At 41.1% G+C, this 24,667-nt stretch carries 23 protein-coding genes; 19 read left to right on the plus strand and 4 right to left on the minus strand.

Annotated elements, in window-relative coordinates:
• The first annotated feature begins 60 nt into the window (after window positions 1-60).
• A complete protein-coding gene (locus tag B554_RS0110035) occupies window positions 61-534 on the plus strand; it encodes a DUF4844 domain-containing protein (protein ID WP_019457948.1) in 474 nt (157 codons plus the stop codon).
• A 309-nt stretch (window positions 535-843) separates the two neighbouring features.
• On the opposite strand, the gene B554_RS0110040 is transcribed toward B554_RS0110035, so the two are convergent.
• A complete protein-coding gene (locus B554_RS0110040) occupies window positions 844-1,545 on the minus strand; it encodes an SDR family NAD(P)-dependent oxidoreductase (protein WP_019457949.1) in 702 nt (233 codons plus the stop codon).
• A gap of 316 nt (window positions 1,546-1,861) precedes the next feature.
• Between B554_RS0110040 and B554_RS0110045 the strand changes: the two genes are divergently transcribed.
• The 7 genes from B554_RS0110045 (at window position 1,862) to B554_RS0110080 (ending at window position 7,307) form a co-directional block, all read left to right on the plus strand.
• Window positions 1,862-2,446 (plus strand): TetR/AcrR family transcriptional regulator, encoded by a 585-nt coding sequence (locus tag B554_RS0110045; protein WP_019457950.1) that lies wholly within the window; start codon window positions 1,862-1,864, stop codon window positions 2,444-2,446.
• A gap of 197 nt (window positions 2,447-2,643) precedes the next feature.
• Window positions 2,644-3,843, plus strand: a complete 1,200-nt coding sequence (locus B554_RS0110055; RefSeq protein ID WP_019457952.1) for an MFS transporter — start codon at window positions 2,644-2,646, stop codon at window positions 3,841-3,843.
• A gap of 488 nt (window positions 3,844-4,331) precedes the next feature.
• On the plus strand, window positions 4,332-4,835 hold the full coding sequence (locus tag B554_RS0110060; protein WP_019457953.1) for a DUF2867 domain-containing protein: 504 nt from the start codon (window positions 4,332-4,334) through the stop codon (window positions 4,833-4,835).
• An 80-nt stretch (window positions 4,836-4,915) separates the two neighbouring features.
• Window positions 4,916-5,617, plus strand: coding sequence for a DUF1003 domain-containing protein (locus B554_RS0110065; RefSeq protein ID WP_019457954.1), 702 nt, complete (start codon window positions 4,916-4,918; stop codon window positions 5,615-5,617).
• Window positions 5,618-5,727: 110 nt separating this feature from the next.
• Window positions 5,728-6,393 (plus strand): RluA family pseudouridine synthase, encoded by a 666-nt coding sequence (locus B554_RS0110070; RefSeq protein ID WP_019457955.1) that lies wholly within the window; start codon window positions 5,728-5,730, stop codon window positions 6,391-6,393.
• A gap of 127 nt (window positions 6,394-6,520) precedes the next feature.
• Window positions 6,521-6,901: a ribonuclease E inhibitor RraB gene (locus B554_RS0110075; protein WP_019457956.1), complete on the plus strand. Its 381-nt coding sequence runs from the start codon at window positions 6,521-6,523 to the stop codon at window positions 6,899-6,901.
• Window positions 6,902-6,926: 25 nt separating this feature from the next.
• Window positions 6,927-7,307 carry a nuclear transport factor 2 family protein gene (locus tag B554_RS0110080; protein ID WP_019457957.1) on the plus strand — a complete coding sequence of 127 codons (381 nt, stop codon included), beginning with the start codon at window positions 6,927-6,929 and terminating at the stop codon, window positions 7,305-7,307.
• 44 nt (window positions 7,308-7,351) lie between these two features.
• Here the strand turns inward: B554_RS0110080 and B554_RS0110085 are convergent, their stop codons facing one another.
• Window positions 7,352-9,442: a TonB-dependent receptor gene (locus B554_RS0110085; protein WP_019457958.1), complete on the minus strand. Its 2,091-nt coding sequence runs from the start codon at window positions 9,440-9,442 to the stop codon at window positions 7,352-7,354.
• Window positions 9,443-9,516: 74 nt separating this feature from the next.
• Between B554_RS0110085 and B554_RS0110090 the strand changes: the two genes are divergently transcribed.
• Window positions 9,517-10,662 (plus strand): DUF1624 domain-containing protein, encoded by a 1,146-nt coding sequence (locus B554_RS0110090; protein WP_019457959.1) that lies wholly within the window; start codon window positions 9,517-9,519, stop codon window positions 10,660-10,662.
• Window positions 10,663-10,702: 40 nt separating this feature from the next.
• Here B554_RS0110090 and B554_RS0110095 read toward each other — a convergent pair whose 3' ends face one another.
• Complete coding sequence (locus B554_RS0110095; protein ID WP_001247568.1) at window positions 10,703-11,170, minus strand: Lrp/AsnC ligand binding domain-containing protein; 468 nt, start codon at window positions 11,168-11,170, stop codon at window positions 10,703-10,705.
• 136 nt (window positions 11,171-11,306) lie between these two features.
• Here B554_RS0110095 and B554_RS0110100 point away from each other — a divergent pair, with 136 nt between their 5' ends.
• The 5 genes from B554_RS0110100 to B554_RS0110120 all read left to right on the plus strand — a co-directional run bounded on the left by B554_RS0110100 (window position 11,307) and on the right by B554_RS0110120 (window position 17,469).
• On the plus strand, window positions 11,307-12,572 hold the full coding sequence (locus B554_RS0110100) for a D-amino acid dehydrogenase (protein WP_019457960.1): 1,266 nt from the start codon (window positions 11,307-11,309) through the stop codon (window positions 12,570-12,572).
• A 20-nt stretch (window positions 12,573-12,592) separates the two neighbouring features.
• Entirely contained in the window at window positions 12,593-13,696 is a 1,104-nt protein-coding gene (gene alr, locus B554_RS0110105; RefSeq protein ID WP_019457961.1) for an alanine racemase, read from the plus strand.
• A 10-nt stretch (window positions 13,697-13,706) separates the two neighbouring features.
• A complete protein-coding gene (locus tag B554_RS0110110) occupies window positions 13,707-14,066 on the plus strand; it encodes a RidA family protein (RefSeq protein ID WP_005037543.1) in 360 nt (119 codons plus the stop codon).
• A 161-nt stretch (window positions 14,067-14,227) separates the two neighbouring features.
• The gene (locus tag B554_RS0110115; protein ID WP_019457962.1) at window positions 14,228-15,667 is read left to right on the plus strand and encodes an amino acid permease; all 1,440 of its coding nucleotides are present in this window, start codon (window positions 14,228-14,230) and stop codon (window positions 15,665-15,667) included.
• A gap of 377 nt (window positions 15,668-16,044) precedes the next feature.
• Entirely contained in the window at window positions 16,045-17,469 is a 1,425-nt protein-coding gene (locus B554_RS0110120; protein ID WP_081400358.1) for an amino acid permease, read from the plus strand.
• Between the two features lie 62 nt (window positions 17,470-17,531).
• Here the strand turns inward: B554_RS0110120 and B554_RS0110125 are convergent, their stop codons facing one another.
• Window positions 17,532-18,413 (minus strand): LysR family transcriptional regulator, encoded by an 882-nt coding sequence (locus tag B554_RS0110125; RefSeq protein ID WP_019457963.1) that lies wholly within the window; start codon window positions 18,411-18,413, stop codon window positions 17,532-17,534.
• Window positions 18,414-18,578: 165 nt separating this feature from the next.
• Between B554_RS0110125 and B554_RS0110130 the strand changes: the two genes are divergently transcribed.
• From B554_RS0110130 to B554_RS0110150, 5 genes are all read left to right on the plus strand, one after another.
• The gene (locus tag B554_RS0110130; protein WP_019457964.1) at window positions 18,579-20,096 is read left to right on the plus strand and encodes a CoA-acylating methylmalonate-semialdehyde dehydrogenase; all 1,518 of its coding nucleotides are present in this window, start codon (window positions 18,579-18,581) and stop codon (window positions 20,094-20,096) included.
• 11 nt (window positions 20,097-20,107) lie between these two features.
• Window positions 20,108-20,998, plus strand: a complete 891-nt coding sequence (gene mmsB, locus B554_RS0110135) for a 3-hydroxyisobutyrate dehydrogenase (protein WP_019457965.1) — start codon at window positions 20,108-20,110, stop codon at window positions 20,996-20,998.
• 81 nt (window positions 20,999-21,079) lie between these two features.
• Window positions 21,080-22,729, plus strand: a complete 1,650-nt coding sequence (locus B554_RS0110140) for an AMP-binding protein (protein ID WP_019457966.1) — start codon at window positions 21,080-21,082, stop codon at window positions 22,727-22,729.
• 11 nt (window positions 22,730-22,740) lie between these two features.
• On the plus strand, window positions 22,741-23,868 hold the full coding sequence (locus tag B554_RS0110145; RefSeq protein WP_019457967.1) for an acyl-CoA dehydrogenase family protein: 1,128 nt from the start codon (window positions 22,741-22,743) through the stop codon (window positions 23,866-23,868).
• Window positions 23,869-23,889: 21 nt separating this feature from the next.
• Window positions 23,890-24,663 (plus strand): enoyl-CoA hydratase, encoded by a 774-nt coding sequence (locus B554_RS0110150; protein ID WP_019457968.1) that lies wholly within the window; start codon window positions 23,890-23,892, stop codon window positions 24,661-24,663.
• Window positions 24,664-24,667: the final 4 nt, after the last annotated feature.

The raw sequence follows: 24,667 nt of genomic DNA on the forward strand, positions 1-24,667 counted from the left end.
CGAAATTTATGGTTAAATTGGTTTATATTTACTGTCTTTAAATTAAAAATTAATAGAAAGATGAAAAAAATTTTAGTATTAGTCATGGTCATCTTAAGTTCACAAGTTTCTTGTGCTCAAAAAAGTGAGAATAAAACCGAAATGAGTATTAAAAATTCTAATTCTATTGTCATTCAACAATTAGAACAGTTTAAAACACAAGATCATTTTACTGGAGATGGACAGCTATATACGGGTGTTCAAGAGCCTGCATTAGCTATAAGTTTAAATCGCAAAGTTGCTGATACTGCGCAAGCTTTTATTACTCTCTATCAACAAAAGAATGAGCCAACCAAGGCCGAACTTTTACATGTCCTTGCTTATGGAATTAGTCAAATCGATCCTGATACGCTTGATACAGAAGATCGAGAACAAGTGGCAACAACATTTGAAAGTTTTCTCGATATTGTAGGCCTAGAAAGTTCCGAAGGAATTTTAAATAAATGGGTATACGGTGAAGCAATAGGTAAGTTATTAGAGCAGGATCAACATTAAGTTTTGACAACTGTAATTATGCGGACTGAGATACTATTTATAGTTCAGATAAAATGAATTCAGAACAGCTAATACAAGTATTTCAAACTAAAGTTGCTCGTAGTCAAAAATCACGTAAAAAGCTGAAAAAAAGAGTTTTTACATAGATAAAAACTGTATAAATCTAAGTATTTGACCTTATATTCAATCAAATATAAAGAAGCGTATTTTATACGCTTCTCCTATGCCTAATTTGCTTTTCATCAGCTATTAAATTCTTGCTACTAGCCAGATTAAAGTAGTCATTTCTATTCAATCATAAGACATAGTTTAAGCAGCTTGAATGGCTTCACCACACAGAGAAACCGTTTCTTGTTTATGCTGGTGTAAGTACCAGAACTGATCTGCAACTGTTTCTGGATGTACCGCGTAGGTTTTATCCTTCGCTTCAGGTGTTCCATCTACGAAACCGTTTACAATCACTTGGCTCACATAAACATTTGAGTCAGCAAGACTATGAGCAAGTAAGTTGGTGGCCTTGTATTGAGCGGCAGCGGTAGTTGCTAACGATGAATATTCTTTGGCAACCAAGTCGATGCCCACTGCATCGAAAGCAAAAATTCCATTTGTCGATAAAATGCTACCGTGGTTCTTTTCTAAGTCACGTAAGCAAGCTTGTACCGTCGCAATATAGCTCGAAACACGAATATGAAAGCTTTTAGTAAGCTCTAGTGGCGGGGTTTTTAGGATATTGCCTTCAATATCATGGAAAGCATTCCAATGAATATTTTTAATCTCTCCTAATTGATCTTTAATGCGTTTAATTAGGTTTGGTATATCTTCCAGAACCGCTAAATCACATGTAAAAGCGTAAGCTTCAATACCTTGTGTTTTAAGTTCTAAAATGGCTTTTTCGAGTTTTTCAGCATTACGTGCCACTAAACCGATTTTATAGCCTTCTTTACCAAACTTATGTGCTACGGCTTTGGAAATACCTGTTCCATAACCAAAAATTATAATATTGTTGTTCATTATAAAGTTCCAAAAAACCAATTATTTGGTTAGAAATAGTTTATAATATGTTTTTATAATGTATTCAAGCGAAAAAATTAAATCTAAAAATAATGCAGAAAGAACAAGACAAAAATATGAAAAACACTCATCAATCAGTTTGGTTTGAATAGTCCAGATGGCGTAGCTTTTATTAAATATTTTTAATTTTATAAAAAATATAGAGTCGTCATTTTCAAATTGCAGAAATGTTTACCTATCAAATAATTTTTTAGTTTGACTTCTCTATTAGTCTATCTTAAATTAATTGGAACGATCGTTCCTGATAAGTGTGTTTATGCGAACCAAAGAATTTGAAACTGATGAAATTGCTGATGCTGCAATGCAGGTTTTTTGGCGTCGTGGTTATGCTGCAACTTCAGTTCAAGACTTGGTTGATGGTACGGGGCTATCTAGAAGTAGCCTTTACAGTACCTTTCAAAACAAACAGGGTCTTTATCAAAAAGCGTTACAGCGTTATGAACTTTTAACCACACTTAACAATGTGAAGCTGTTGTCTGGTTCAGGTTCACCAAAAGCACTGATTCGGCAATTACTGATAAATTTGGTTGAAGATGAGCTGAATGATTCAGAACATAAAGGCTGCCTCGTTGCAAATGCTTGTTTGGAACTGGCTGGACATGATGAGGATGTCTCTCAATTCGTTGCAAGTAACCTACAGAAACTTCAACATGCTTTAGAGCGTTTATTAATTAAAGCTCAACAAACTGGTGAAATTGCTTCTACCCAAAACCCACGTGCATTAGCAAGTTTCTTTCTAAACACTATGCAAGGTTTACGTGTTTTAGGGAAAGGCAGTCCACTTGAACAAAGAAAGCAATGTTTAATGGATGTAGTCGAGGTTGCTTTAAACGTTTTATAAAACTCATTTAAACCTTAACTATGCTTGAGTTGAATAGTTAAGGTTTTTATTTAACTTAAAATGGAATGATCATTCCAAAATGATGATTTTAGTTCACATGGAGAACAAATGTCTTCCCATCCTAACCTGATAAAACAAGCTTATAGCGATACAGAGCAGAGTAAGTTCGCTTTAAAAGAATTTGAGAGTAAAGCTTTATGAATACTAAGAGTAATGAAACATCTCATCAGTTAACTGATGAATTCTCTACTCAATTACCAATTTGGAAACTGTTGGCTTTTACAGTTGCAGGCTTTCTGACCATTATGACAGAAACCATGCCAGCAGGGCTTTTGCCTCAAATCAGTCAAGGCTTACATATTTCAGAAGCTTATGCAGGGCAGCTTATAGCAGTGTATGCCTTAGGTTCTGTTTTAGCGGCAATACCGCTAATTAGCCTTACGCGTAGTTGGAATCGGAGACCCTTATTACTCAGTGCTATTGCAGGGTTACTTGTATTTAACGCGATTACTGCCTTATCAAATGACTATACTCTGACTTTGATTGCTCGTTTTATTGCAGGGATGGCAGCGGGTGTTATTTGGGGGCTTTTAGCGGGTTATGTAAGACGCATGGTCTCTGCATCGTATCAAGGACGAGCTTTAGCAATTGCTGGGGTTGGGCAACCCATTGCTTTATCAATAGGGGTGCCTTTGGGTGCATGGTTGGGAACATTGTTTGAGTGGCGTGGCGTGTTTTGGATCATGTCTTTATTGGCATTGATTTTATTTATCTGGATTCGTTTTAGTATTCCTGATTTTGCAGGGCATTCAGCGCAAAAAAGATTACCCATTTTAAAAGTTCTTTTAATGCCGGGCATTAGAGCTGTTTTAGCAGTCGTCTTCCTTTGGATATTGGCGCATAGCATTCTCTATACTTATATTTCACCATTTCTGGCCTCGACAGGGCAGACATACAACGTTGAGACTATCCTGTTTATATTCGGCATTTCTTCAATTGTCGGGATTCTCATTACAGGCATGTTTATCGATCGTTCATTAAGAAAAATAACGCTTTTAAGCTTATTTATCTTTGCTATCGCAACAGCGCTGTTAGGTGTTTATAGTTCTTCAAGTTTTGTTGTGCTGGTGGGTGTTGTGTTATGGGGAGTTACTTTTGGTGGGGCTCCGACATTATTACAAACAGCCTTGGCAAATACTGCGGGTCACGAAGCAGATGTAGCGCAGTCTATGTTGGTCACTGTATTTAACCTTGCTATCGCATTTGGTGGAATGATTGGCGGAGGATTGCTTGAAAGTTTTGGGGCAGCTTCTTTTCCGTGGTTTATGCTGGCTTTTGCCGTGATCGGGTTATTTACTGTTTACCATGCTCGTAAACATGGTTTTATTTCTTCATAAAAGACTTTTGCCCTTCATGACTAAAAAATGAAGGGTAATTTACTTTTTATAGGCTGGTGCCTAATTGCTCAAAACAGTTAATGCTTTGGTAAAATAAACCGAAAAATACAAATAAAATGGAATTTAAGTATAACTAATTATGGGTAAATGGGAATAAATTCTTTTAAATTTGTCTAATGGCGTAAAAATTCCCAAAAATATTAAAAATTAGCTTTTCTTAGAAAAACAATCCCGCAGGGTGCTGGCTAAACTATATCTCAAGGGTGTGATAGGGATCGAAAAGAGTAGCATGCACCAAAACGTATAACGTTAGTGTGTACTCACCCAAAAGGTCTCGATTCGGCTTAGGACGCTATAGATCAAAAGTTTATAGGCATAAGGTTCTAACTTACAAAGTTATAATTGTTGAAGTAAACCATAGATGTTTTCCCTTGACACCCTAAAAAATTCTCTATAATAAAAACGATACTTTACAAGAATATAATTTAATGAATAAGCCTTATCTTTCCGCGCTACCTACCGACAGTCAAATCTCATCTCAATTGAACAATGCTTACTTCCACGACTCGTGGAGTATTGTGCTTGGTCAGCCCGACCTAAATGTATTTGGGCAGCTTATTAAGCTATTTCAACACACTCCAGCGTGGATAGAGTGGAGCATGAATATACGTAATAAAATTACTTCAAAGATTGGGCTTAAAGACTTAGGAAGTTTTAAGCAAATTGATTCAAATAAAAAAGAAAATGAATATATCGCAGGCGATCGAATTGGAATTTTTACCTTACGGCAACGTACCGAAAATGAGTTGGTGATTGGAGACGATGACAAGCACTTAAATGTGACTTTATCTGTTTATAAGAATGAAAAGACTCAAGTACTCACCATAACTACAGTGGTACATATTAAAAATTGGCTTGGAAGACTCTACATGGTTCCTGTGATTCCTGCCCACCGAAAAATAGTGCCAGCAACTTTACAAATATTGGGTTAAAGCATTCTTTTTATTTACGATGTTGTCACCTGAAATCACCTATATAATATCTCTATGATCATAATTGCGAGCTGTATAAAATGGAGAATAAAAACCAGTGTCGCCAATGCGCCGTATGCGGAAAGAATTTCCCGTTAAAAGATCTGGTTTCGGGTGAAGTCATTCGGAATGTGATTAGTGAGGAAATTATTCAAGATCATCCGGATTGGTCTTTCTCAAGCTTTATTTGCCGTGCCGATTTGGCAGATTATCGAATTAAATACGTTCAATCACTATTACGCTCCGAAAAGGGCGAGTTAACTAATTTAGAAAACGAAGTGATTGGCAGCATGCAACGCCATGAGCTGATTAGCCGAGATACCGAATCCGACTTTGATCAAAAATGGACGTTTGGGGAAAAATTAGCAGATAAGATCGCGACATTTGGTGGTAGTTGGTCTTTCCTGATTTGCTTTGCTGTCTTTTTAATTGGCTGGATTATTGTAAATACAGTCGTGATGGTAGTGCATCCTGTCGACCCTTATCCCTTTATTTTGCTGAATTTAGTGTTGTCATGCTTAGCGGCAATTCAGGCACCTATTATTATGATGAGTCAGAACCGTCAAGAAGCCAAAGACCGTTTACGCTCTCAACACGACTATCAAATTAATTTAAAAGCTGAGCTTGAGATTCGCCATTTGCATGAAAAAATGGACCATCTTTTATCGCATCAGTGGGAAAGGCTTGCGCATATTCAAGAAATTCAGCTCGATCTTTTAGCTGAAATGAATAAAAAGCGATAAAGATTTTTCGAGTTTCACGTGGAACATGATGATAGCTTATAGATTGTTTTGCGGTCGGTCTGAAATTTCTTTATGATTTGCCGCCATGCTCCATTGCTGTTTCTACGACCATGCCTTTAAACGACAACTTTGTTTACGCTCCACCACAAGATCCGCTTTCAATTTTATTTGAAGATGACGATTTAATTGTGGTTGATAAACCTGCGGGATTGTTGTCTGTGATGGGTCGCTTACCTGAGCATCATGACAGTGCTTATTTAAGGGTGCTAGAAAAGTTCCCTTTGGCTAAAGTGACGCATCGTTTAGATATGGCAACGTCGGGCCTACTTATGTTTGCCAAGCACCGTGATGCAGAAGTTGCGGTAAGTAAAATGTTTCAGGCCAGAACAGTCAAAAAACATTATATTGCGTTGGTGCAAGGCCAAGTCACAGAAGAGGGCAGTGTTGAAGTTCCGCTCATTACTGACTGGGAAAATCGCCCAAGACAAATTGTACATTTTGAATTGGGCAAACATGCTAAAACTTTGTTTCAACCGCTTGTTTATGACGAAAAAACAGATCAAACGCGAGTGTTACTTGAACCAGTCACAGGGCGTTCACATCAGCTGCGTGTGCACATGATGCACATTGGACATCCAATTATGGGCGACAAGTTATATCATCCTGAACCTAAACGTTTTCATTTAAGCCGTATGGCTTTACATGCTGCGCATCTGGCTTTTCAGCATCCATTGAAAGGCACAGATGTAGTCATTCAATCCCAAGTGCCTTTTTAAAATTTACATACAATTAAAAATTCAATTTGATGCAATTGGGAACGGAATATATACCCAAACTGCAATAAAAGTCGGGTATTCTAAGTCCGAATAATATTAATACTGCGACAACAACAAGGATCACTTTATGACTCGTGACTACGAACAATTTCCAGATGACGATAACGGCAATGTACTTTGGCAAATGGCTGAAGATGGGGATGATTTAACCGAGCTGCATGAAATTGAATTTTCAATTGCATTTCAAGATCAAAAAAATGCAGAGCAATGTGCACTCTATTTACTTTACCAAGAACAAAAAGTTTCACTTTTCCAAGATGACTCTGTTGAACCAAACGAGTGGGTAATTACCATCTTCGTGAATATGGAACCTGAGTATTCAGACATTGTTGACTTAGAGGAATGGTTTGCCAGCATCGCTGAAAAATTTCAGGGCGAATATGACGGATGGGGCTGTATGGCCTATGTCTTTGAGGAAGAAAGTGAAGAAGACGACCTCTTACAATAAGGTCTAAAAAGAGTAGGAGATACTCATGAACTTATCTCAAAAACAAATTGCGGTACGGTTTTTAGAACTTGCCGCAGCAGGCGAAGTTGATGAAGCCTACAGCAATTACACTGCGCCTAACTTCAAGCATCACAACCCTTATTATGCGGGTGATGCGACTTCGTTGAAGGAAGGTATGCGTGAAAGCGCGGCTGCAAATCCCAACAAAGTCTTTGATGTTCAACATGTCATTGAAGATGGAACTTTAGTCGCTGTACATTCGAAACTTGAAATGCAAATGAACGACAAACCTACCATTGTGGCTGTGGTTCATATTTGCCGTTTTGAAAATGGAAAAATTGCTGAGCTTTGGGATATTGGCCAAGTACAGCCCGACCCACTCGTCAATGAGAATGGTATGTTCTAATAAAAAAGCCCGAAATAATTCGGGCTTTTTTATTTATGTATAAATTAAAACTTCCACTGTGCCGAGATTGAGGCGTTTAGTGGCTCACCCGGTTGAATCCACAAATCGCTATAGCTTGAAACATAGTAAGTTTTATCAAACAGATTGTTTATATTCAGCTGATAACGTAAGCGGTCCGATGGGGCATAATAAGCATTTAAGTTCACGAGGGTATAGCTTGGTAAATTAAAGCCATTATCAAGGTTATGTCCGCTACGTTCGCCCACATAAGTAAGGTTGGCACCTACACCTGCTTTTGTTGAGCCTTCTTGTAGAAACTCATAATTGGTACTTACAGCACCTTGGTGTTTTGGCACATTGCTCAGACGGGCACCTTTTGGCAAGTCCTGGTCTTTTTCAATTTGAGCATCGGTATAGCTATAGTTGGCATTGACGAACCAACGGTCAGTGATTTGGCTATTTAAGTCAAACTCAATTCCTTTACTACTCACTTCGCCTGCTGCGGTTTGAAAGTTACTGTCAATTGGGTCGGTTGTCAGTACATTTCGTTTTTTCATTTTAAACAAAGCGAGACTCAGCACACTTTGGTCATTCAATTTATATTTGGTGCCGACCTCATAGCTTTCGCCTTTTTCAGGGGCAAAAGTCTGACCATTTCGGTTCATACCACTATTCATGGCAAATGAGCGGCCATAGTTGCTATAAAACGCCCATTGCTCAGAGGCTTTAAAATTTACTCCGAAACGCGGACTATTTTGATGAAGTGTCTGGTTGCTTTCAGTCTGCGTCAGATGATTTTTAAAGTCTTGCTCGACCTGATCAAAACGGTTACCAAATAGCACACTCCATTGATCATTAAAGAAGATCTGGTCTTGAATATTGAGTGCAAAGTAACGCTGCTGTTCTTTGGTGTTGGTAAACGGTGCTAGGTTTGGTAAATATTTGCCATATTCAGGTTGGTAAATATCAATTGTGTTAGGCATGCCAGCACTGTGATTACGACGAAGCTGGTTTTGTTTATAGTCGAGTTGACCAAGCTCGGTTGAAAGTAAAATTTCATGGCGCGTCCACGAAGTATCAACCTTGCCAAGTAACTCTGTCTGAGCCAGCACATCTTGACTTGTATAATCACGATAGCGACGTTGACGCTCTAAAGTACGTCCATCGGCTTGCATACGACGAGGTTCGGTTGCAAAGCCGACCATTTTGGCATCTTTATAACTGACTGCACTATTTAGCTTCCAGTCAGGGTTAAATTCGTGACTAAGACGTAATTGGTAAAAGTAATCTTTTATTTTCAAATCGCCGTCGTCAGGTTCACCTGTAAAGGTTTTCGGGTCCATCACAAACTCATGATTGACTGTACTTACACCACGGTCAAAGGTTCCTTTGTGCTCTGTAAATTCACTGTCAAAGTCGAGTTGTGTTTGGTCTGAAATTTTCCATGTGAGCTGCGGTGAAAAGAACCAGCGTTCACTACTGACATGATCACGGAAGCTTTGATTATCTTCGTGAGCCACGGCTACACGATAGGCCAGTTCATCGTTAATAGGTGCCGTATGTTCCAGACTAATTCGATATTGTTCTTGGGTATTGGCACGTAGGTTAACTTCACTTTCGCTTTCCCACTGCGGTTTTTTACTGTTGAGGTTCAGCAAACCACCTGTTTCGCCGCGACCATATAAAGCAGCCATCGGCCCTTTTAAAAACTCTAAAGATTCAATATTTACGACATCTTTTGGAGCGCTAATCCCTCGGTTGACACTCAAACCGTTACGGATCATAGAGGCACCTAAATTGGGATCGGTACTAAAACCACGGAAAGAGTAGTTATCCCAAAAGCCGCCACCAAAACTGTTTTGATGAAAAACTCCACTCACCAAGCTTAATGCGTCATCAATCCGTTGAACGTCTTGTTGTTCCATCATTTGTTTTGAAACATAAGCACGGTTAAAAGGGACATCTAAAACATCGTGAGTAAATTTAGTCGCTGAGCTATTTTGGCTCACACCTTCTTGGGTACTTTCAGCCTGAACGCGTATGGTCTCAAGTACTGTTGAGGTTTCGTCTCCCCAAGAGAATGTTGATATAAAAGATAACCCTAACGAAGACAACAATCCTAATTTGTGTTGCATAAATAATCAGCCATGAAAGACAAAAGAACCATAATGTAATAGTATAACGTTACATTATTTTATTTATTACCGCTATGCCTATAGAAAAAAATATTGAACGTTTACAGTCGATTGATGCATTGCGTGGTTTGGTCATCCTGATTATGTTGCTCGACCATGTAAGAGAAACTTTCTATTTACATAAACAAGTTACCGATCCAATGGACGTAACAGTAACAGAACCAGCATTATTTGGCAGTCGATTATTGGCACATATTTGTGCTCCGGTTTTTGTACTTTTAACGGGTATCTCTGCATTTTTATTTCAGTCCAAAAAACAGGACTTACAACAAACGCGTGCCTTTTTATTAAAACGCGGCTTATTTTTAATTGTGTTAGAACTTACCCTTGTAAATTTTGCATGGACAGCGACTTTTCCACCTGAAGTCATTTACTTACAGGTAATTTGGGCGATCGGCATTAGCATGGTGGTGCTAGCTTGTTGTGTAAGTTTGCCTTTGCCAGTGCTTGCTGGTGTAGCGTTGGTCATTATTTTTGGGCACAACTTATTAGATTCTGTGCACTTCTCACAAGGCATCCTACAGAATATATGGTTTGTCTTACATGAACGTGGTTGGCTTGAGTTTGCGGGTATCAGGCTTCGTACAAGTTACCCTGTTTTACCGTGGATTGGAGTGATTTTATTAGGCTACGTTTTAGGGCAGTTGTTTAGTTCAAAATATACAGCAAAGCAAAGAAGCCGCACTTTACTCAGCCTTGGTTTAGCAAGTATTGGGCTATTTGTTTTATTGCGTTTTATCAACGTCTATGGGGATCAGCCATGGCAACATTTTGAGTCATTACAACTGAGTTTGATGAGCTTTTTGAATCTCACCAAGTATCCACCATCTTTACTGTTTATTTTACTGAATGTTGGGATCGGTTTGATTGTGTTGGTTGCTTTTGAGCGTATGCAGCAGCACTCGTTTTTAAAACCATTGGTGGTGTTTGGCTCGGTGCCGATGTTCTTTTACTTACTGCATTTATATGTGCTGAAACTGATGTATGTATTTGCACTCAGTATATGGGGAGCTAACTACGGAAACTATTTGTCGGTCAATCATGTATGGATGCTGTGGTTAATCACGATTGTGCTGTCTTTTGCACTCTATCCAGCGGTTAAATGGTTCTCAAAATTTAAGCATCAAAATAAACACATTTCGATTTTAAAATATTTCTAATTTCCAAAACGTAAGTAAAGCGAGTTCAAGAATACTCGCTTTACTTGCTTACATCTAAATACAGAGTTTCTTTGACTTCTTCCATAACCACATAACTGTGTGACGATGCCGAAGCGGGGAGTTTCTTTAATAGATCTCCCAATAAGCGACGATATGCGCTCATTTCCTTTAAGCGCGCTTTTACAAGGTAGTCAAACTCACCTGAAATAAGGTGACATTCGAGTACTTCAGGAATCTCAACTAAGTCTCTAGCCACCTGATCAAATACATCACCTGATTTGGCAGATAACTTAATTTCTAAAAAAACGAGCAGGTTACGATCCACATAGGCGGGGTTTAGACGGGCGTAATAACCCATGATAATGCCATCGCGTTCGAGACGCTTTACACGCTCTGAACAAGGGGTGGTCGATAGGTTGACTCTCGATGCCAATTCACTAATCGCAATTCGTCCTTCACGCTGCAAAATGTCCAGAATCATGCGATCTATACGATCTAGGGGGCGCATAGATATTTCCTCTTTTTTTAAAATTCTCGTGAGAAAAACATAAATTTACCTAGATTATAGCCTGAAAAACAGTGAAATAAACTATTGAAGCAGAAATATACTAGTGAAATAAACTGGTGTGCGTGAGGGAATGGAAATGCGCGTAATTGTTTTAGGTAGCGGCGTTATTGGAGTGGCAAGTGCCTATTATCTAGCTCAACAAGGAGCTGAGGTCACTGTTCTTGATCGCCAGTCAGGTCCTGCTGAAGAAACAAGTTTTGGTAATGCAGGTCAAATTTCGCCTGGGTATTCGACTCCTTGGGCAGCACCAGGAATTCCTTTTAAAGCTGTGAAGTGGATGTTCCAACACCATGCACCGCTTGCGATTAATTTAGATGGCAGCATGTGGCAATTACAGTGGATGGCGCAAATGCTAAAAAACTGTAATCCACAAAGTTATGCTGTAAACAAAGAACGTATGATGCGCGTAGCTGAGTACAGCCGTGACTGTTTACGTGAACTTAGAAAAGATACTGGCATTAACTACGAAAACCGTGCGAAGGGTACTTTGCAGCTATTCCGTAAAGAAGCACAAATGGAAGCGGTTCAACGCGATATTAGCGTGCTTGAAGAGTGCGGCGTAAGCTACGAATTATTAAATGGTAACGAACTTGGTCGTGTAGAACCAGCGTTGGCAAATGCACAAGATAAACTCGTTGGTGGTTTACATTTACCAAATGACGAAACAGGTGACTGTTATTTATTTACCAATGCTTTAGCTCAAATTGCTAAAGAGTTGGGTGTTAACTTCCAGTTTAATCAGAACGTAGAAAAATTGATTGTTGAAGGCGATCAAATTAAGGGCGTTCAGGTCAGTGGTAAGGTCTTAACCGCAGATCGTTATGTACTAGCGTTTGGTAGTTATTCACGTGATTTCTTGAAACCACTTGATCTACAGTTGCCTGTATATCCTGTGAAAGGTTACTCGTTGACGATTCCTATTGTTGACCCTGCTTTTGCTCCGCAATCTACAGTGCTTGATGAAACCTACAAAATTGCGATTACGCGTTTTGACCAACGTATTCGCGTAGGTGGAATGGCAGAGTTAAGCGGTTTCAATTTAGGTCTAAACGAAGACCGCCGTGCAACCTTACAAATGGTGACTCAGGACCTGTTCCCAGGTGGTGATATGGCACAGGCGTCTTTCTGGACGGGTCTACGTCCAATGACTCCAGACAGTACTCCAATTATTGGTGCGACTCGCTTTAAAAATCTGTTCTTGAATACAGGTCACGGTACTTTAGGTTGGACTATGGCATGTGGTTCAGGAAAATTAATCAGTGACATCGTATTGAATCATAAGACTGATATCAGTACCGATGGCCTTTCAATTCAGCGTTATTCACACGCGCATGCTGCATAACGGACGTTAGGAAAGTAATCATGCCTCGTCCTATTACCGCAGTCATCCACCGTCAAGCCTTACAAAATAACTTGGCGGTGGTACGCAAGGCTATGCCAAACAGTAAGGTCTTTGCCGTTGTAAAAGCCAATGCTTATGGACACGGAATTGAACGTGTTTATGAAGCATTTAAAGCAGCAGATGGCTTTGCCTTACTTGATCTTGATGAAGCAAAACGAATTCGTGCTCTAGGTTGGACAGGTCCAATTTTATTGCTCGAAGGAGTTTTTTCTCCTCAAGATTTATTTGATTGTGTGCAGTATCAACTCAGTTTCACCATTCATAGTGAAGCGCAAATCGAGTGGGTAGAAAAGCATCCTTATCCTGCTCAATTTGATGTTTGCCTAAAAATGAACAGTGGTATGAACCGTCTTGGTTTTAAACCACAACACTATGTTCAGGCTTGGGAGCGTTTAAACAACTTGGCGAACGTATCCAAGATTACGCACATGATGCATTTTTCAGATGCAGATGGCGATCGTTTCGGCCAGCAAGGTATTGATTATCAAATTACTGCCTTTGAAGAAATTGTGAAGGATTTACCGGGTGAAAGGTCGGTAAGTAATAGTGCGGCAATTTTGCGCTATCAAGATCAGCTCAAATCAGATTATGCCCGTAGCGGCATCATGCTTTATGGCAGCTCACCAGATTACCCAACGCATAGTATTGCGGATTGGGGCTTACAATCGACCATGAGCTTACGCAGTGAAATTATTTCTGTTCAGCATTTAGAGCCGAATGAAAGCGTAGGTTATGGCTCAAATTTTGTGGCAGAGCAGCCCATGAAGATTGGGATTGTCGCTTGCGGCTATGCCGATGGTTATCAGCGTATTTCACCAACAGGCACGCCTGTTTTAGTGGACTCAGTACGCACTCGTACAATTGGCCGTGTCAGCATGGATATGTTGGCAGTCGATTTAACGGGCATTGAGAGTGCCAAAGTCGGCAGTGAAGTTGTACTTTGGGGCCAATCAAGTACAGGCGTCGTTTTACCTATTGATGATGTCGCAGTTTCATCCGGTACGGTGGGTTATGAACTGATGTGTGCTGTCACTGCCCGTGTTCAATTTATTAATCAGGTATAAGGAAGTCCGAATGTCTAATTCAGATATACAAAAGATTAACACTAACGAAGTCATGAGCGCCGTGACTGTTTTTAACAAAGTGGTTTATTTGTCAGGTCAGGTACCTAAAAATACCGAGCAAGACGTGGCAGGCCAAACTCGTGAAATTCTTGCAACGATTGATGAACTTTTGGCACTTGCTGATACCGATAAATCTCGTTTGCTTTCTGCGCAGCTCTATTTAAAAAATCTTTCTGACTTTTCAACCGTAAATGCAATTTGGGTTGACTGGTTAAAAGGGTGTGTTGCGCCATCGCGTGCCACAATTCAGGCCGATTTGGTTAATCCAGACTGGCTCATTGAAATTGCCGTGACGGCAGCACAAAAGTAATTCGTTTTTACTCCAAAAATGATGATGTATCTAACAGAAGGAAGATAGATACGGTTTATCCAGTCATTTTTGGTGAACAGATTCAGTGACCTATGGCATACGGTTCGATTTTCGCCATAGGTTGCTGATCTTAACAAAGGAATTCAAAAAGGAATTTTAATATGACAACGGCTCGTCATTCAGATGCAGAAAATTCTCCTGATCATCTGCAACGAAAACTGTCTAACCGTCATTTACAACTGATTGCTATTGGCGGTGCAATTGGAACTGGCCTATTTATGGGTTCAGGTAAAACCATCTCCCTCGCAGGTCCTTCAATTCTTTTAATCTATATGATTATTGGAGGAATGTTCTTTTTCTTAATGCGTGCAATGGGTGAGTTACTCCTTGCAAATCTGCATTACAAATCTTTTGTTGATATGGCTCATGACCTGATTGGTCCTTGGGCTGGTTATTATTTGGGCTGGACTTATTGGTTAGGCTGGGTACTGGTGGGTATTGCGGATCTTTCAGCAGTCATTAACTATTTGAGCTTCTGGTTGCCCGATGGAGCAAGCTTCTCTCCAACACAACAAGCCATGATTAGTGCAGGCTGCGTATTGTTTGTCATGGGACTTAACCTCCTAACAGTACGCCTATTTGGTGAAATTGAATTCTGGTTTGCGCTCATTAAGATTCTGGCGATTATTGGCCTGATCGGAGTGGGTGGCTATATGATTTTCAGTCATTTCCAAGCTCCTCAAGGTGCTGTTGCAAGCATTAGTAATGTCTGGTCACATGGTGGTTTATTCCCGAAAGGTACAGAAGGCTTCTTGGCAGGATTCCAGATTGCTGTATTTGCTTTTGTCGGGGTGGAGCTGGTAGGTACAACGGCTGCCGAAACCAAAGATCCACAGAAAAACTTGCCTAAAGCAATTAATGCGATTCCGGTACGTATTATTCTGTTCTATGTGTTGGCGCTATTTATTGTGATGTCAGTAACTCCGTGGGATCACATTCGTGCAGATAAAAGCCCGTTTGTTGAGTTATTCTTAAATGCGGGTATTCCAGTTTCTGCGATTATCATGAACTTGGTGGTACTGTCTTCAGTGATGTCTTCAATGAACAGCGGTGTGTTTTCAACCAGCCGTATGCTTTTTGGTCTATCAAAAGACGGTCAGGCACCGGGTGCATTTGGGCGTTTATCAAAACGTGCAGTACCTTCAAATGGTTTGATTTTCTCATGTATTTTCATTATGGGTGGGGCAGTGCTTCAGTACTTTGTTCCAAACACGATGGAAGCATTTACTTTAGCAAGTTCACTGTGTGTGATTCTATTCATTAGTGTGTGGAGTCTCATTATGGTGTGCTATTTACGCTATCGTAAATTACGTCCTGAATTACATGAAAAATCGACTTTCAAAATGCCGGGTGGCGTTTGGATGAGTTATGTGGTTTTGGCATTTATGCTTTTTACTTTGGTTATCTTGGCGCTAGAGCCAGATACTTTAAAAGCTCTGTATGTCAGTCCAGTATGGCTAGTCATTTTAGGTGTTACCTATCATATGTTGTACAAACCACGTATGAAAAAGCTAGGACGTGAACTCATTAACGATCATTAAGTTTTATTAAAAAGCCAATCAATCATGATTGGCTTTTTTTATTTTCATCAGTTTTTTTATCGGAATAATGTTGTTTATTTTTGAATCAATAGCACAGTTTAGAGGGGGGTAGAAAAGCGACATTTTGTATTACCGCATGCTACACTCCGGCTAATCTGGAGAATCCAGATATGTTAATTAAAATTGCCGTGAAGGCAGTACATAAATAATGTGACTTAAAAAAACAGGACAAACGATTTATCAATTAAGGAAAAAATATACTTGAACATCTTGTCCTGAGGTATAGACTCAGCAACCCACGATATACGGTTCGTTTTCTCCCTATAGGTTGCTGATTTTAAGTTAAGCAAAATATAAAAAGGACTTCTAATATGACAATGGTTCATCATCCCGATGAGGCAAGCTCCCCTGATCATTTACAACGGAAATTAAATAATCGCCACTTACAAATGATTGCAATTGGCGGTGCAATTGGAACCGGCCTATTCATGGGCTCGGGCAAAACCATCTCCCTCGCAGGTCCTTCAATCCTCGTGATTTACATGATAATTGGTGGCATGTTCTTTTTTCTGATGCGTGCTTTAGGTGAACTACTGCTTGCCAACTTACATTACAAATCATTTGTCGATATGGCATATGATTTGATTGGACCATGGGCTGGCTATTATATAGGCTGGACTTATTGGTTAGGCTGGGTACTGGTCGGTATTGCTGACTTGTCTGCGGTCATTAACTATTTAAGTTTCTGGCTGCCTGAAGGTGCCAGTTTCTCACCAATGCAACAGGCCATGATTAGTACAGGCTGTGTACTATTCATTTTAGGGCTTAACCTTCTTACGGTGAAGTTATTTGGTGAAGTTGAATTTTGGTTCGCACTCATTAAGATTTTGGCCATTATTGGCCTGATTGGAGTCGGTGGTTACATGCTCCTTACTCATTTTCAAGCTCCGCATGGTGAGGTTGTGAGTGTAAGTAATGTGTGGTCGCATGGCGGCATATTTCCAAAAGGCGTAAGCGGATTTTTGGCAGGCTTCCAGATCGCCGTATTTGCCTTTATTGGTGTTGAGCTGATTGGTACAACAGCTGCTGAAACCAAAGATCCAGAGAAAAATCTACCGAAGGCAATTAACGCGATTCCTGTACGTATTATTCTATTCTATGTGTTGGCACTCTTTGTGGTGATGTCAGTAACACCTTGGGATCACATTCGTGCAGATAAAAGCCCATTTGTTGAGTTGTTCTTAAATGCGGGTATTCCTGTTTCAGCCATCATCATGAACTTAGTGGTGCTGTCTTCAGTGATGTCTTCAATGAACAGTGGTGTGTTTTCAACCAGTCGTATGCTGTTCGGTTTATCGAAAGATGGTCAGGCGCCAAGTGCATTGGGACGTTTATCAAAACGTGCCGTACCTTCAAATGGTTTAATCTTCTCATGTATTTTCATTATGGGCGGGGCAGTGCTTCAGTACTTTGTTCCAAACACCATGGAAGCATTTACTTTGGCAAGTTCACTCTGTGTGATTCTCTTTATTAGTGTATGGCTTCTGATCATGGCATGCTATTTACGTTACCGTAAGTTGAGTCCTGAGCTTCACGCAGCATCAACCTTTAAAATGCCGGGTGGGGTGTTGATGGCGTATGTTGTCATTGCATTCTTCTTGTTTACTTTAGTGATTTTGGCACTAGAGCCAGATACATTAAAAGCACTCTATGTTAGCCCAGTATGGTTGGTGGTTTTGGGCATTACCTATTATGCATTCTATAAACCGCGTATGAAAAAACTAGGCCGAGAAGTTTTTTAATTATCCTTTCTCGATTTACCCAAAAAGCCAATCATGATTGATTGGCTTTTTTATTGAGATGTCTAATCAACCAGTAAGTGCTGATATTTATCGGCTTGTTTACGCAAATAATCCCAGACCAGTTTAATGCGCGGTTCATGTTGTAAATCCACAAAGGTCAGCATCCAGAAGGTATGGGTAAAACGAACTTGTTGCTCTAATACCTCTTCGAGCTCAGGTTTATCGTCTGCTAGAAACTTGGGCAAAATTGCAAGCCCTGCACCAGCACTCACTGCAATTTGCTGGGCCAAAATACTGCTGCTACGGAAGTTAGCATTCAGCTTTAAAGGTAACCGCTCTAAACAGTACAGCTCAGGGCTATACACCAGATCATCAATATAATTTACAAAGCGATGCTGAGTTAAATCTTCTAAACCGCGAATCGGTGGGTTTTGCGCTAGATAGTTTTGGCTGCCATAAATTTTTAAGCAGTAGTCTGACAAGCGAGTAATGATATAAGGCCCCGAGGTTGGGCGCTCAATCGACACGACAATGTCTGCCTCACGGTGGGAGAGTTTAATCATTTTTGGCACGGGTATTAGGTCAATGGTAAGTAGTGGATACTGAATAGAGAACTCAGCCAGTAAGCGAGCTAAAAATGCAGTGCCAAAGCCCTCAGGTGTGCCAATTCGCACACGACCTTGTAAAGGCTGATGTGGTTTTTCAATTTGTAAGAAGGCTTGTTCCATTTGCTCAACTCGAGGAACAAGTGCCATGCCTTCGAGAGTTAACTCATAGCCTGTTGCTTCACGTTTAAACAACGTTGTACCCAAAGCAAGTTCTAGAGCCTGAATTCGTCTAGCTACCGTACTGTGTTCGACACCAATAAGACGTGCAGCATTGGTTAGAGTTTTAGTGCGTGCTAAAACCAGAAAAAACTGTAGATGATCCCAATCCACTTTCATTTTTGTTATTGTCCCTGTGCATATTTGCACAACAATCGTGCATGAATTTGCGTTGGTGGTCAAAGCTTTCTTTGTTAGTCTCAAATGAAACCTGAATAAAGAAAATACATAGATCAGTATTTTCTAATAACTGAACACAATAAAAATATGGCCTACGGAGAGGTTATGAACACAATCCAAAAAATCGAATTGGACACCGCTAAATTACTTATTAACGGACAGTTTATCGAATCTAAAACACAGGAATGGCAAGACATTGTTAACCCTGCGACTCAGGAAGTGATTGGTCGCGTACCATTTGCAACGGTTCAAGAAGTCGATGCTGCTATTCAAGCTGCACAAGATGCTTTTGCTTCTTGGCGTCAAACCCCAATTCAGGCACGTATGCGCATTATGCTTAAGTTACAAGACTTAATTCGTGCCAACATGAAGGAAATTGCACAAGTACTAACGGCTGAACAGGGTAAAACCTTAGCAGATGCTGAAGGCGATATTCAACGTGGTCTAGAAGTAGTGGAACATGCCTGTTCGATCGGCACTTTGCAAATGGGAGAATATGTCGAAGGTGTAGCACGTGGCGTAGACACATATACTTTGCAGCAACCTTTGGGTGTCTGTGCTGGTATTACGCCGTTTAATTTCCCTGCCATGATTCCACTTTGGATGTTCCCAATGGCAATTGTGTGCGGCAACACCTTTGTTTTAAAACCATCAGAACAAGACCCGTTATCAACCATGATGCTGGTTGAACTTGCGATTCAAGCAGGTATTCCAGCAGGTGTGCTGAACGTTGTGCATGGCGGCAAAGAAGTGGTTGACCGCTTGTGTACCCATAAAGACATTAAAGCGATTTCATTTGTGGGTTCAACTGCGGTTGGCACACATGTTTATAACCTTGCAGGGCAACATGGCAAACGCGTGCAGTCGATGATGGGCGCAAAAAACCATGTAGTTGTCATGCCAGATGCCAATAAAGAACAAACGCTAAATGCCTTGGTGGGTGCAGCATTTGGTGCTGCTGGGCAACGCTGTATGGCATTGTCTGTCGCAGTCATGGTTGGCGACAGCAAACAATGGATTCAAGAGTTAGTCGAAAAGGCGAAAACTTTAAAAGTAAACGCAGGCCATGAGCCAAATACTGACATTGGCCCAGTCATTTCAAAACGTGCTAAAGCGCGTGTGCTTGATTTAATTAATAGCGGTGTTGAACAAGGAGCAGAACTTCTGCTTGATGGTCGCAATGTTCAAGTACAAGGTTATGAGTCAGGTAACTTTGTGGGTGCTACGATTTTTAGTGGCGTAAAGACCGACATGCGTATTTATAAAGAAGAAATCTTTGGCCCGGTACTTTCGATTATTTGTGTAGATACACTTGATGAAGCGATTGCTCTTATCAATGCCAATCCATTTGGTAACGGTGTAGGTCTATTCACACAAAGTGGTGCGATTGCACGTACTTTCCAAAACCTTATTGATATTGGTCAAGTCGGTATCAACATTCCAATTCCTGTACCTGTACCGTTCTTTAGTTTTACTGGTTCAAGAGGTTCTAAACTCGGCGATTTGGGGCCATACGGCAAACAGGCTGTCCAGTTCTATACGCAAACCAAAACCATTACTAGCCGTTGGTTTGAAGATAGCCATGAAGTTGGTGGTGTAAACACAACCATTAGTTTACGTTAAGGGGATCACGGATGAATATCGCCTTTATCGGTCTAGGAAATATGGGCGGCAAAATGGCCCATAACCTACTAAAAGCCGGAATCAAAGTTTATGGTTATGACCTCAGTGAAGTTGCTATTCAGCACTTCGCCGAGGCAGGTGGCATAGTCTGCGACAGCCCTCAGGAAGCAGCTAAACAAGCTGATGTAGTCATTACCATGTTGCCTGCAGCAAAGCATGTTAAAGACGTTTACTTGGGTGAAAATGGTGTATTGGAGGTGCTAAAAGCAGGTAGCTTATGCATTGATAGCAGTACCATTGACCCGCAAACCATTAAAGACATTGCCGCTGTTGCACATGGCAAAAATATTAAAATCTGTGATGCACCAGTCTCTGGTGGAACCATTGGTGCTCAAGCGGGAACTTTAACCTTTATGGTAGGTGCCGATGATCAAACCTTTAACGAAGTAAAACCAGTGCTCAGCCACATGGGCAAAAATATTGTTCATTGTGGTGATGTCGGTGCAGGCCAAATTGCCAAAATTTGCAATAACCTGATTTTAGGTATTTCAATGGCAGCGGTGGCCGAAGGTATGGCGCTTGGTGTGAAATTAGGCATCGACCCACAAGCATTGGCAGGCGTCATTAACACCTCAAGTGGCCGTTGCTGGAGTTCGGATGTATGTAACCCATGGCCGCATATTAATGAAAATGCGCCAGCATCTCGAGGTTACCAAGATGGCTTTGCGACTCAGTTGATGCTAAAAGATTTAGGACTCGCTGTAGAGGCCGCGGGCCAAGTCAAACAGCCAGTGGTATTAGGTGGCATGGTGCAACAGCTCTATCAGCAAATGTGTATGCGTGGTAATGCCAATCTCGATTTTTCGAGCATTATTCAGCAATACCTACCACAAGAGGCATAACGGTAAAGCCAAAGGATGGCTTTAAACCAATAAATCAAACCCTGTCGTGAATAACAACAAATCCGGACTGAGGGAAAAGATATGATGGATTATCAAAATGCTGCACAGGCTTTCGATTTGGAAAGTACTGCAAAACAGATGTTGTCAGGTTCACTTGATGCACTTAACGCATGTTATGAATGCTGCGATCGACATGCAGATGGCGACAAAATCGCGCTGTACTGGCAAGGAAAAGATGGGCGTAAAGAGCAATATACCTTCCGTGAACTAAAAGAATGGTCGAGTCAGTTTGCTAACTTTTTAAAAGCACAAGGTGTGAAAACTGGGGACCGTATTTCAGGTTTATTACCAAGAACACCTGAACTGATTGTGACTATTTTGGCAGCTTGGCGAATTGGTGCAGTCTATCAACCGCTATTCACAGCATTTGGCCCAAAAGCGATTGAGCACCGTATTCAGCTTGCACAAAGTAAGCTGGTGGTGACCGATATGGGCAACCGTAGCAAGCTCGATGAAATTGAAAAATGCCCTGCAATTGTGACGGTGGCGGACGCACAAGGTACTCCGCTCAAAGCAGGGGATTTTAACTTTTGGAATGAAGTGAAGCAGCAGTCTGATCAATGTGATCTAGTCATGCGTAGCATTCAAGATCCTTTCTTGCTCATGTTTACTTCAGGCACTACAGGGCCTGCTAAACCATTGGAAGTGCCATTAAAAGCACTGATTGCCTTTGGGCGATATATGCAAGATGCCATTGGTTTAACAGAAGAAGACTCGTTTTGGAATATTGCCGATCCGGGTTGGGCGTATGGTTTGTACTACGCGATTACTGGGCCGTTATTCTTGGGCCACGCTACTTTGTTCTATGAAGGTGGTTTTAGCACAGATAGCCTATGTCAAATTGTGAAAGATTATAAAATTAACAACTTGGCAGGTGCTCCGACTGCCTACCGCATGATGATGGCGGCTGATCCAGCACAAATGGCGCCGTTAAAAGGGCAGTTCCGTGTCGTGAGCAGTGCAGGTGAACCGCTGAATCCAGAAGTAATTCGCTGGTTTAAACAAGTGCTTGATGCTCCGATTTATGACCATTACGGACAAACCGAAGTCGGTATGGTGGTGTGTAATCATCATGGTTTAAAACATGAAATTCATGCTGGTTCAGCAGGTTTTCCAAGTCCAGGCTACCGTGTTGCGATTGTTAATGAGCAAGGTGAAGAACTTCCAGCGGACACCCCAGGAATTTTAGCAGTCGACATTAGCCAGTCTCCAATGATGTGGTTTGGTGGCTATAAAGAAAGCCGAAAATCACCTTTTGTTGGTCATTACTATTTAACTGGCGACACTGCCGAGTTACATGCCGATGGCAGCATGAGCTTTGTAGGGCGCAGTGATGATGTAATCACTACATCGGGTTATAGGATTGGGCCATTCGATGTGGAAAGCGCTTTACTTGAACATGATGCAGTGGTTGAGGCCGCAGTGATTGGTGTGCCTGACCCAGACCGTACCGAAGTGGTTAAGGCATTTGTAATTTTAGCTACGGATGCTCAACCATCAGAAACACTTGCTGAAGAACTCAGCCAGTTTGTTAAAAGACGACTTTCTGCTCATGCTTACCCACGTTTAGTTGAATTTGTGAGTGAATTACCTAAAACTCCAAGTGGCAAAATTCAGCGCTTTTTATTGCGTAATCAAGAAATTGCTAAACAACAAGCTAAAGCAGGGTAAAGGAAATAATAATGCAATTTACCGAAGAACAATTACTTATCCGTGACATGGCGAAAAGTTTCGCCCAAGAACAAATCAAGCCTTATGCCAGCGATTGGGATCGAGACGGAACTTTCCCAAAAGAGACTCTGGCTCAAATGGGGCAACTCGGTTTTATGGGTATGCTTGTTTCAGAGCAATGGGGTGGCTCAGATACAGGTAACTTAGCCTATGTACTAGCACTCGAAGAAGTAGCCGCAGCAGATGGCGCAACTTCGACCATCATGAGTGTACATAACTCGGTTGGTTGTGTACCTATTTTAAAGTTTGGTACTGATGAGCAAAAAGAACGTTTCTTAAAGCCGTTGGCGCAAGGTGAAATGATCGGCGCTTTTGCCTTAACCGAACCGCATACAGGTTCAGATGCGGGAGCCATTAAAACCCGAGCGGTGAAAGATGGCGATGATTACATCTTAAATGGTGCTAAGCAGTTTATTACCTCGGGTAATAATGCCGGTGTCATTATTGTGTTTGCCGTGACCGATCCTAGCGCGGGCAAAAAAGGTATTAGTGCCTTTTTAGTCCCACGCGAAACACCGGGCTATGAAGTGATTCGTGTTGAAGAAAAACTCGGTCTGCATGCTTCAGATACCTGCCAAATTGCTCTGACCGATGTGCGCATTCATAAAAGTCTCATGCTAGGCAAAGAAGGTGAGGGCTTGAAAATCGCACTTGCCAATTTAGAAGGTGGCCGTATTGGTATTGCGGCGCAAGCAGTCGGTTTAGCACGTGCGGCACTCGAAGAAGCGACCCGTTATGCCAAAGAGCGTATTACTTTTGGAAAACCAATTTTCGAGCATCAAACCATCGCTTTTCGTCTTGCCAGTATGGCAACTGAAATTGAAGCAGCGAGACAACTGGTTCACTACGCTGCGCGCTTAAAAGAAGCAGGTCAACCATGTCTCAACGAAGCTTCAATGGCCAAGTTATTTGCTTCAGAAATGACTGAACGCGTGTGTTCAAGCGCCTTACAAGTGTTTGGTGGCTATGGCTATCTCAGAGACTTCCCAATTGAGCGTATTTATCGTGATGCGCGTATTTGTCAAATTTACGAAGGCACAAGTGATATCCAGCGTTTAGTCATCGCACGTAGTCTATAAAACCAGAACAAGGAATAAATAATGCAGTGGCAAAGTATTTTATTAGAAAAGCGTAATGGGGTTGGACTGATTACCTTAAATCGCCCTCAAGCGCTCAATGCTTTAAACAGTGAATTAATTAGTGAAATTAATCAGGCATTAGATCAGCTCGAAAAAGACCGCGAAATTGGTTGCATCGTATTGGCAGGTTCTGAAAAGGCTTTTGCCGCAGGTGCCGATATTAAAGAAATGGCTGATTTAGCATTCCCTGATATTTATTTAGATGACTTTTTCCATCTTGCAGACCGTATTGCACAGCGTCGTAAACCTTTAATTGCTGCGGTGAGTGGCTATGCGTTGGGTGGTGGCTGTGAATTGGCACTCATGTGTGACTTTATATATTGTGCTGACAACGCCAAGTTTGGCTTACCTGAAGTGACCTTGGGTGTAATTCCGGGTATTGGTGGCACACAACGATTAACCCATGCCATTGGTAAAGCCAAAGCGATGGAAATGTGCCTTACCGCTCGTCAAATGGGTGCGGTAGAGGCAGAGCAAAGTGGTTTAGTTGCGCGTGTGTTTGCTAAAGAAGAATTACTTGAACAAACCTTGCAAGCAGCTGAAAAAATTGCGGCACGATCTTTAACTGCAAACATCATGCTTAAAGAAACCATTAACCGAGCTTTTGAAGTAAACCTCACCGAAGGCTTGCGTTTTGAAAGACGTATGTTCCATTCAATATTTGCAACATTTGACCAAAAAGAAGGAATGCAGGCGTTCGTTGAAAAACGTAAACCAAATTTTAAAAATCAGTAAGAGA

The sequence above is a fragment of the Acinetobacter sp. GG2 genome (assembly GCF_000292385.1).
Taxonomy (GTDB): Bacteria; Pseudomonadota; Gammaproteobacteria; order Pseudomonadales; family Moraxellaceae; genus Acinetobacter; species Acinetobacter seifertii.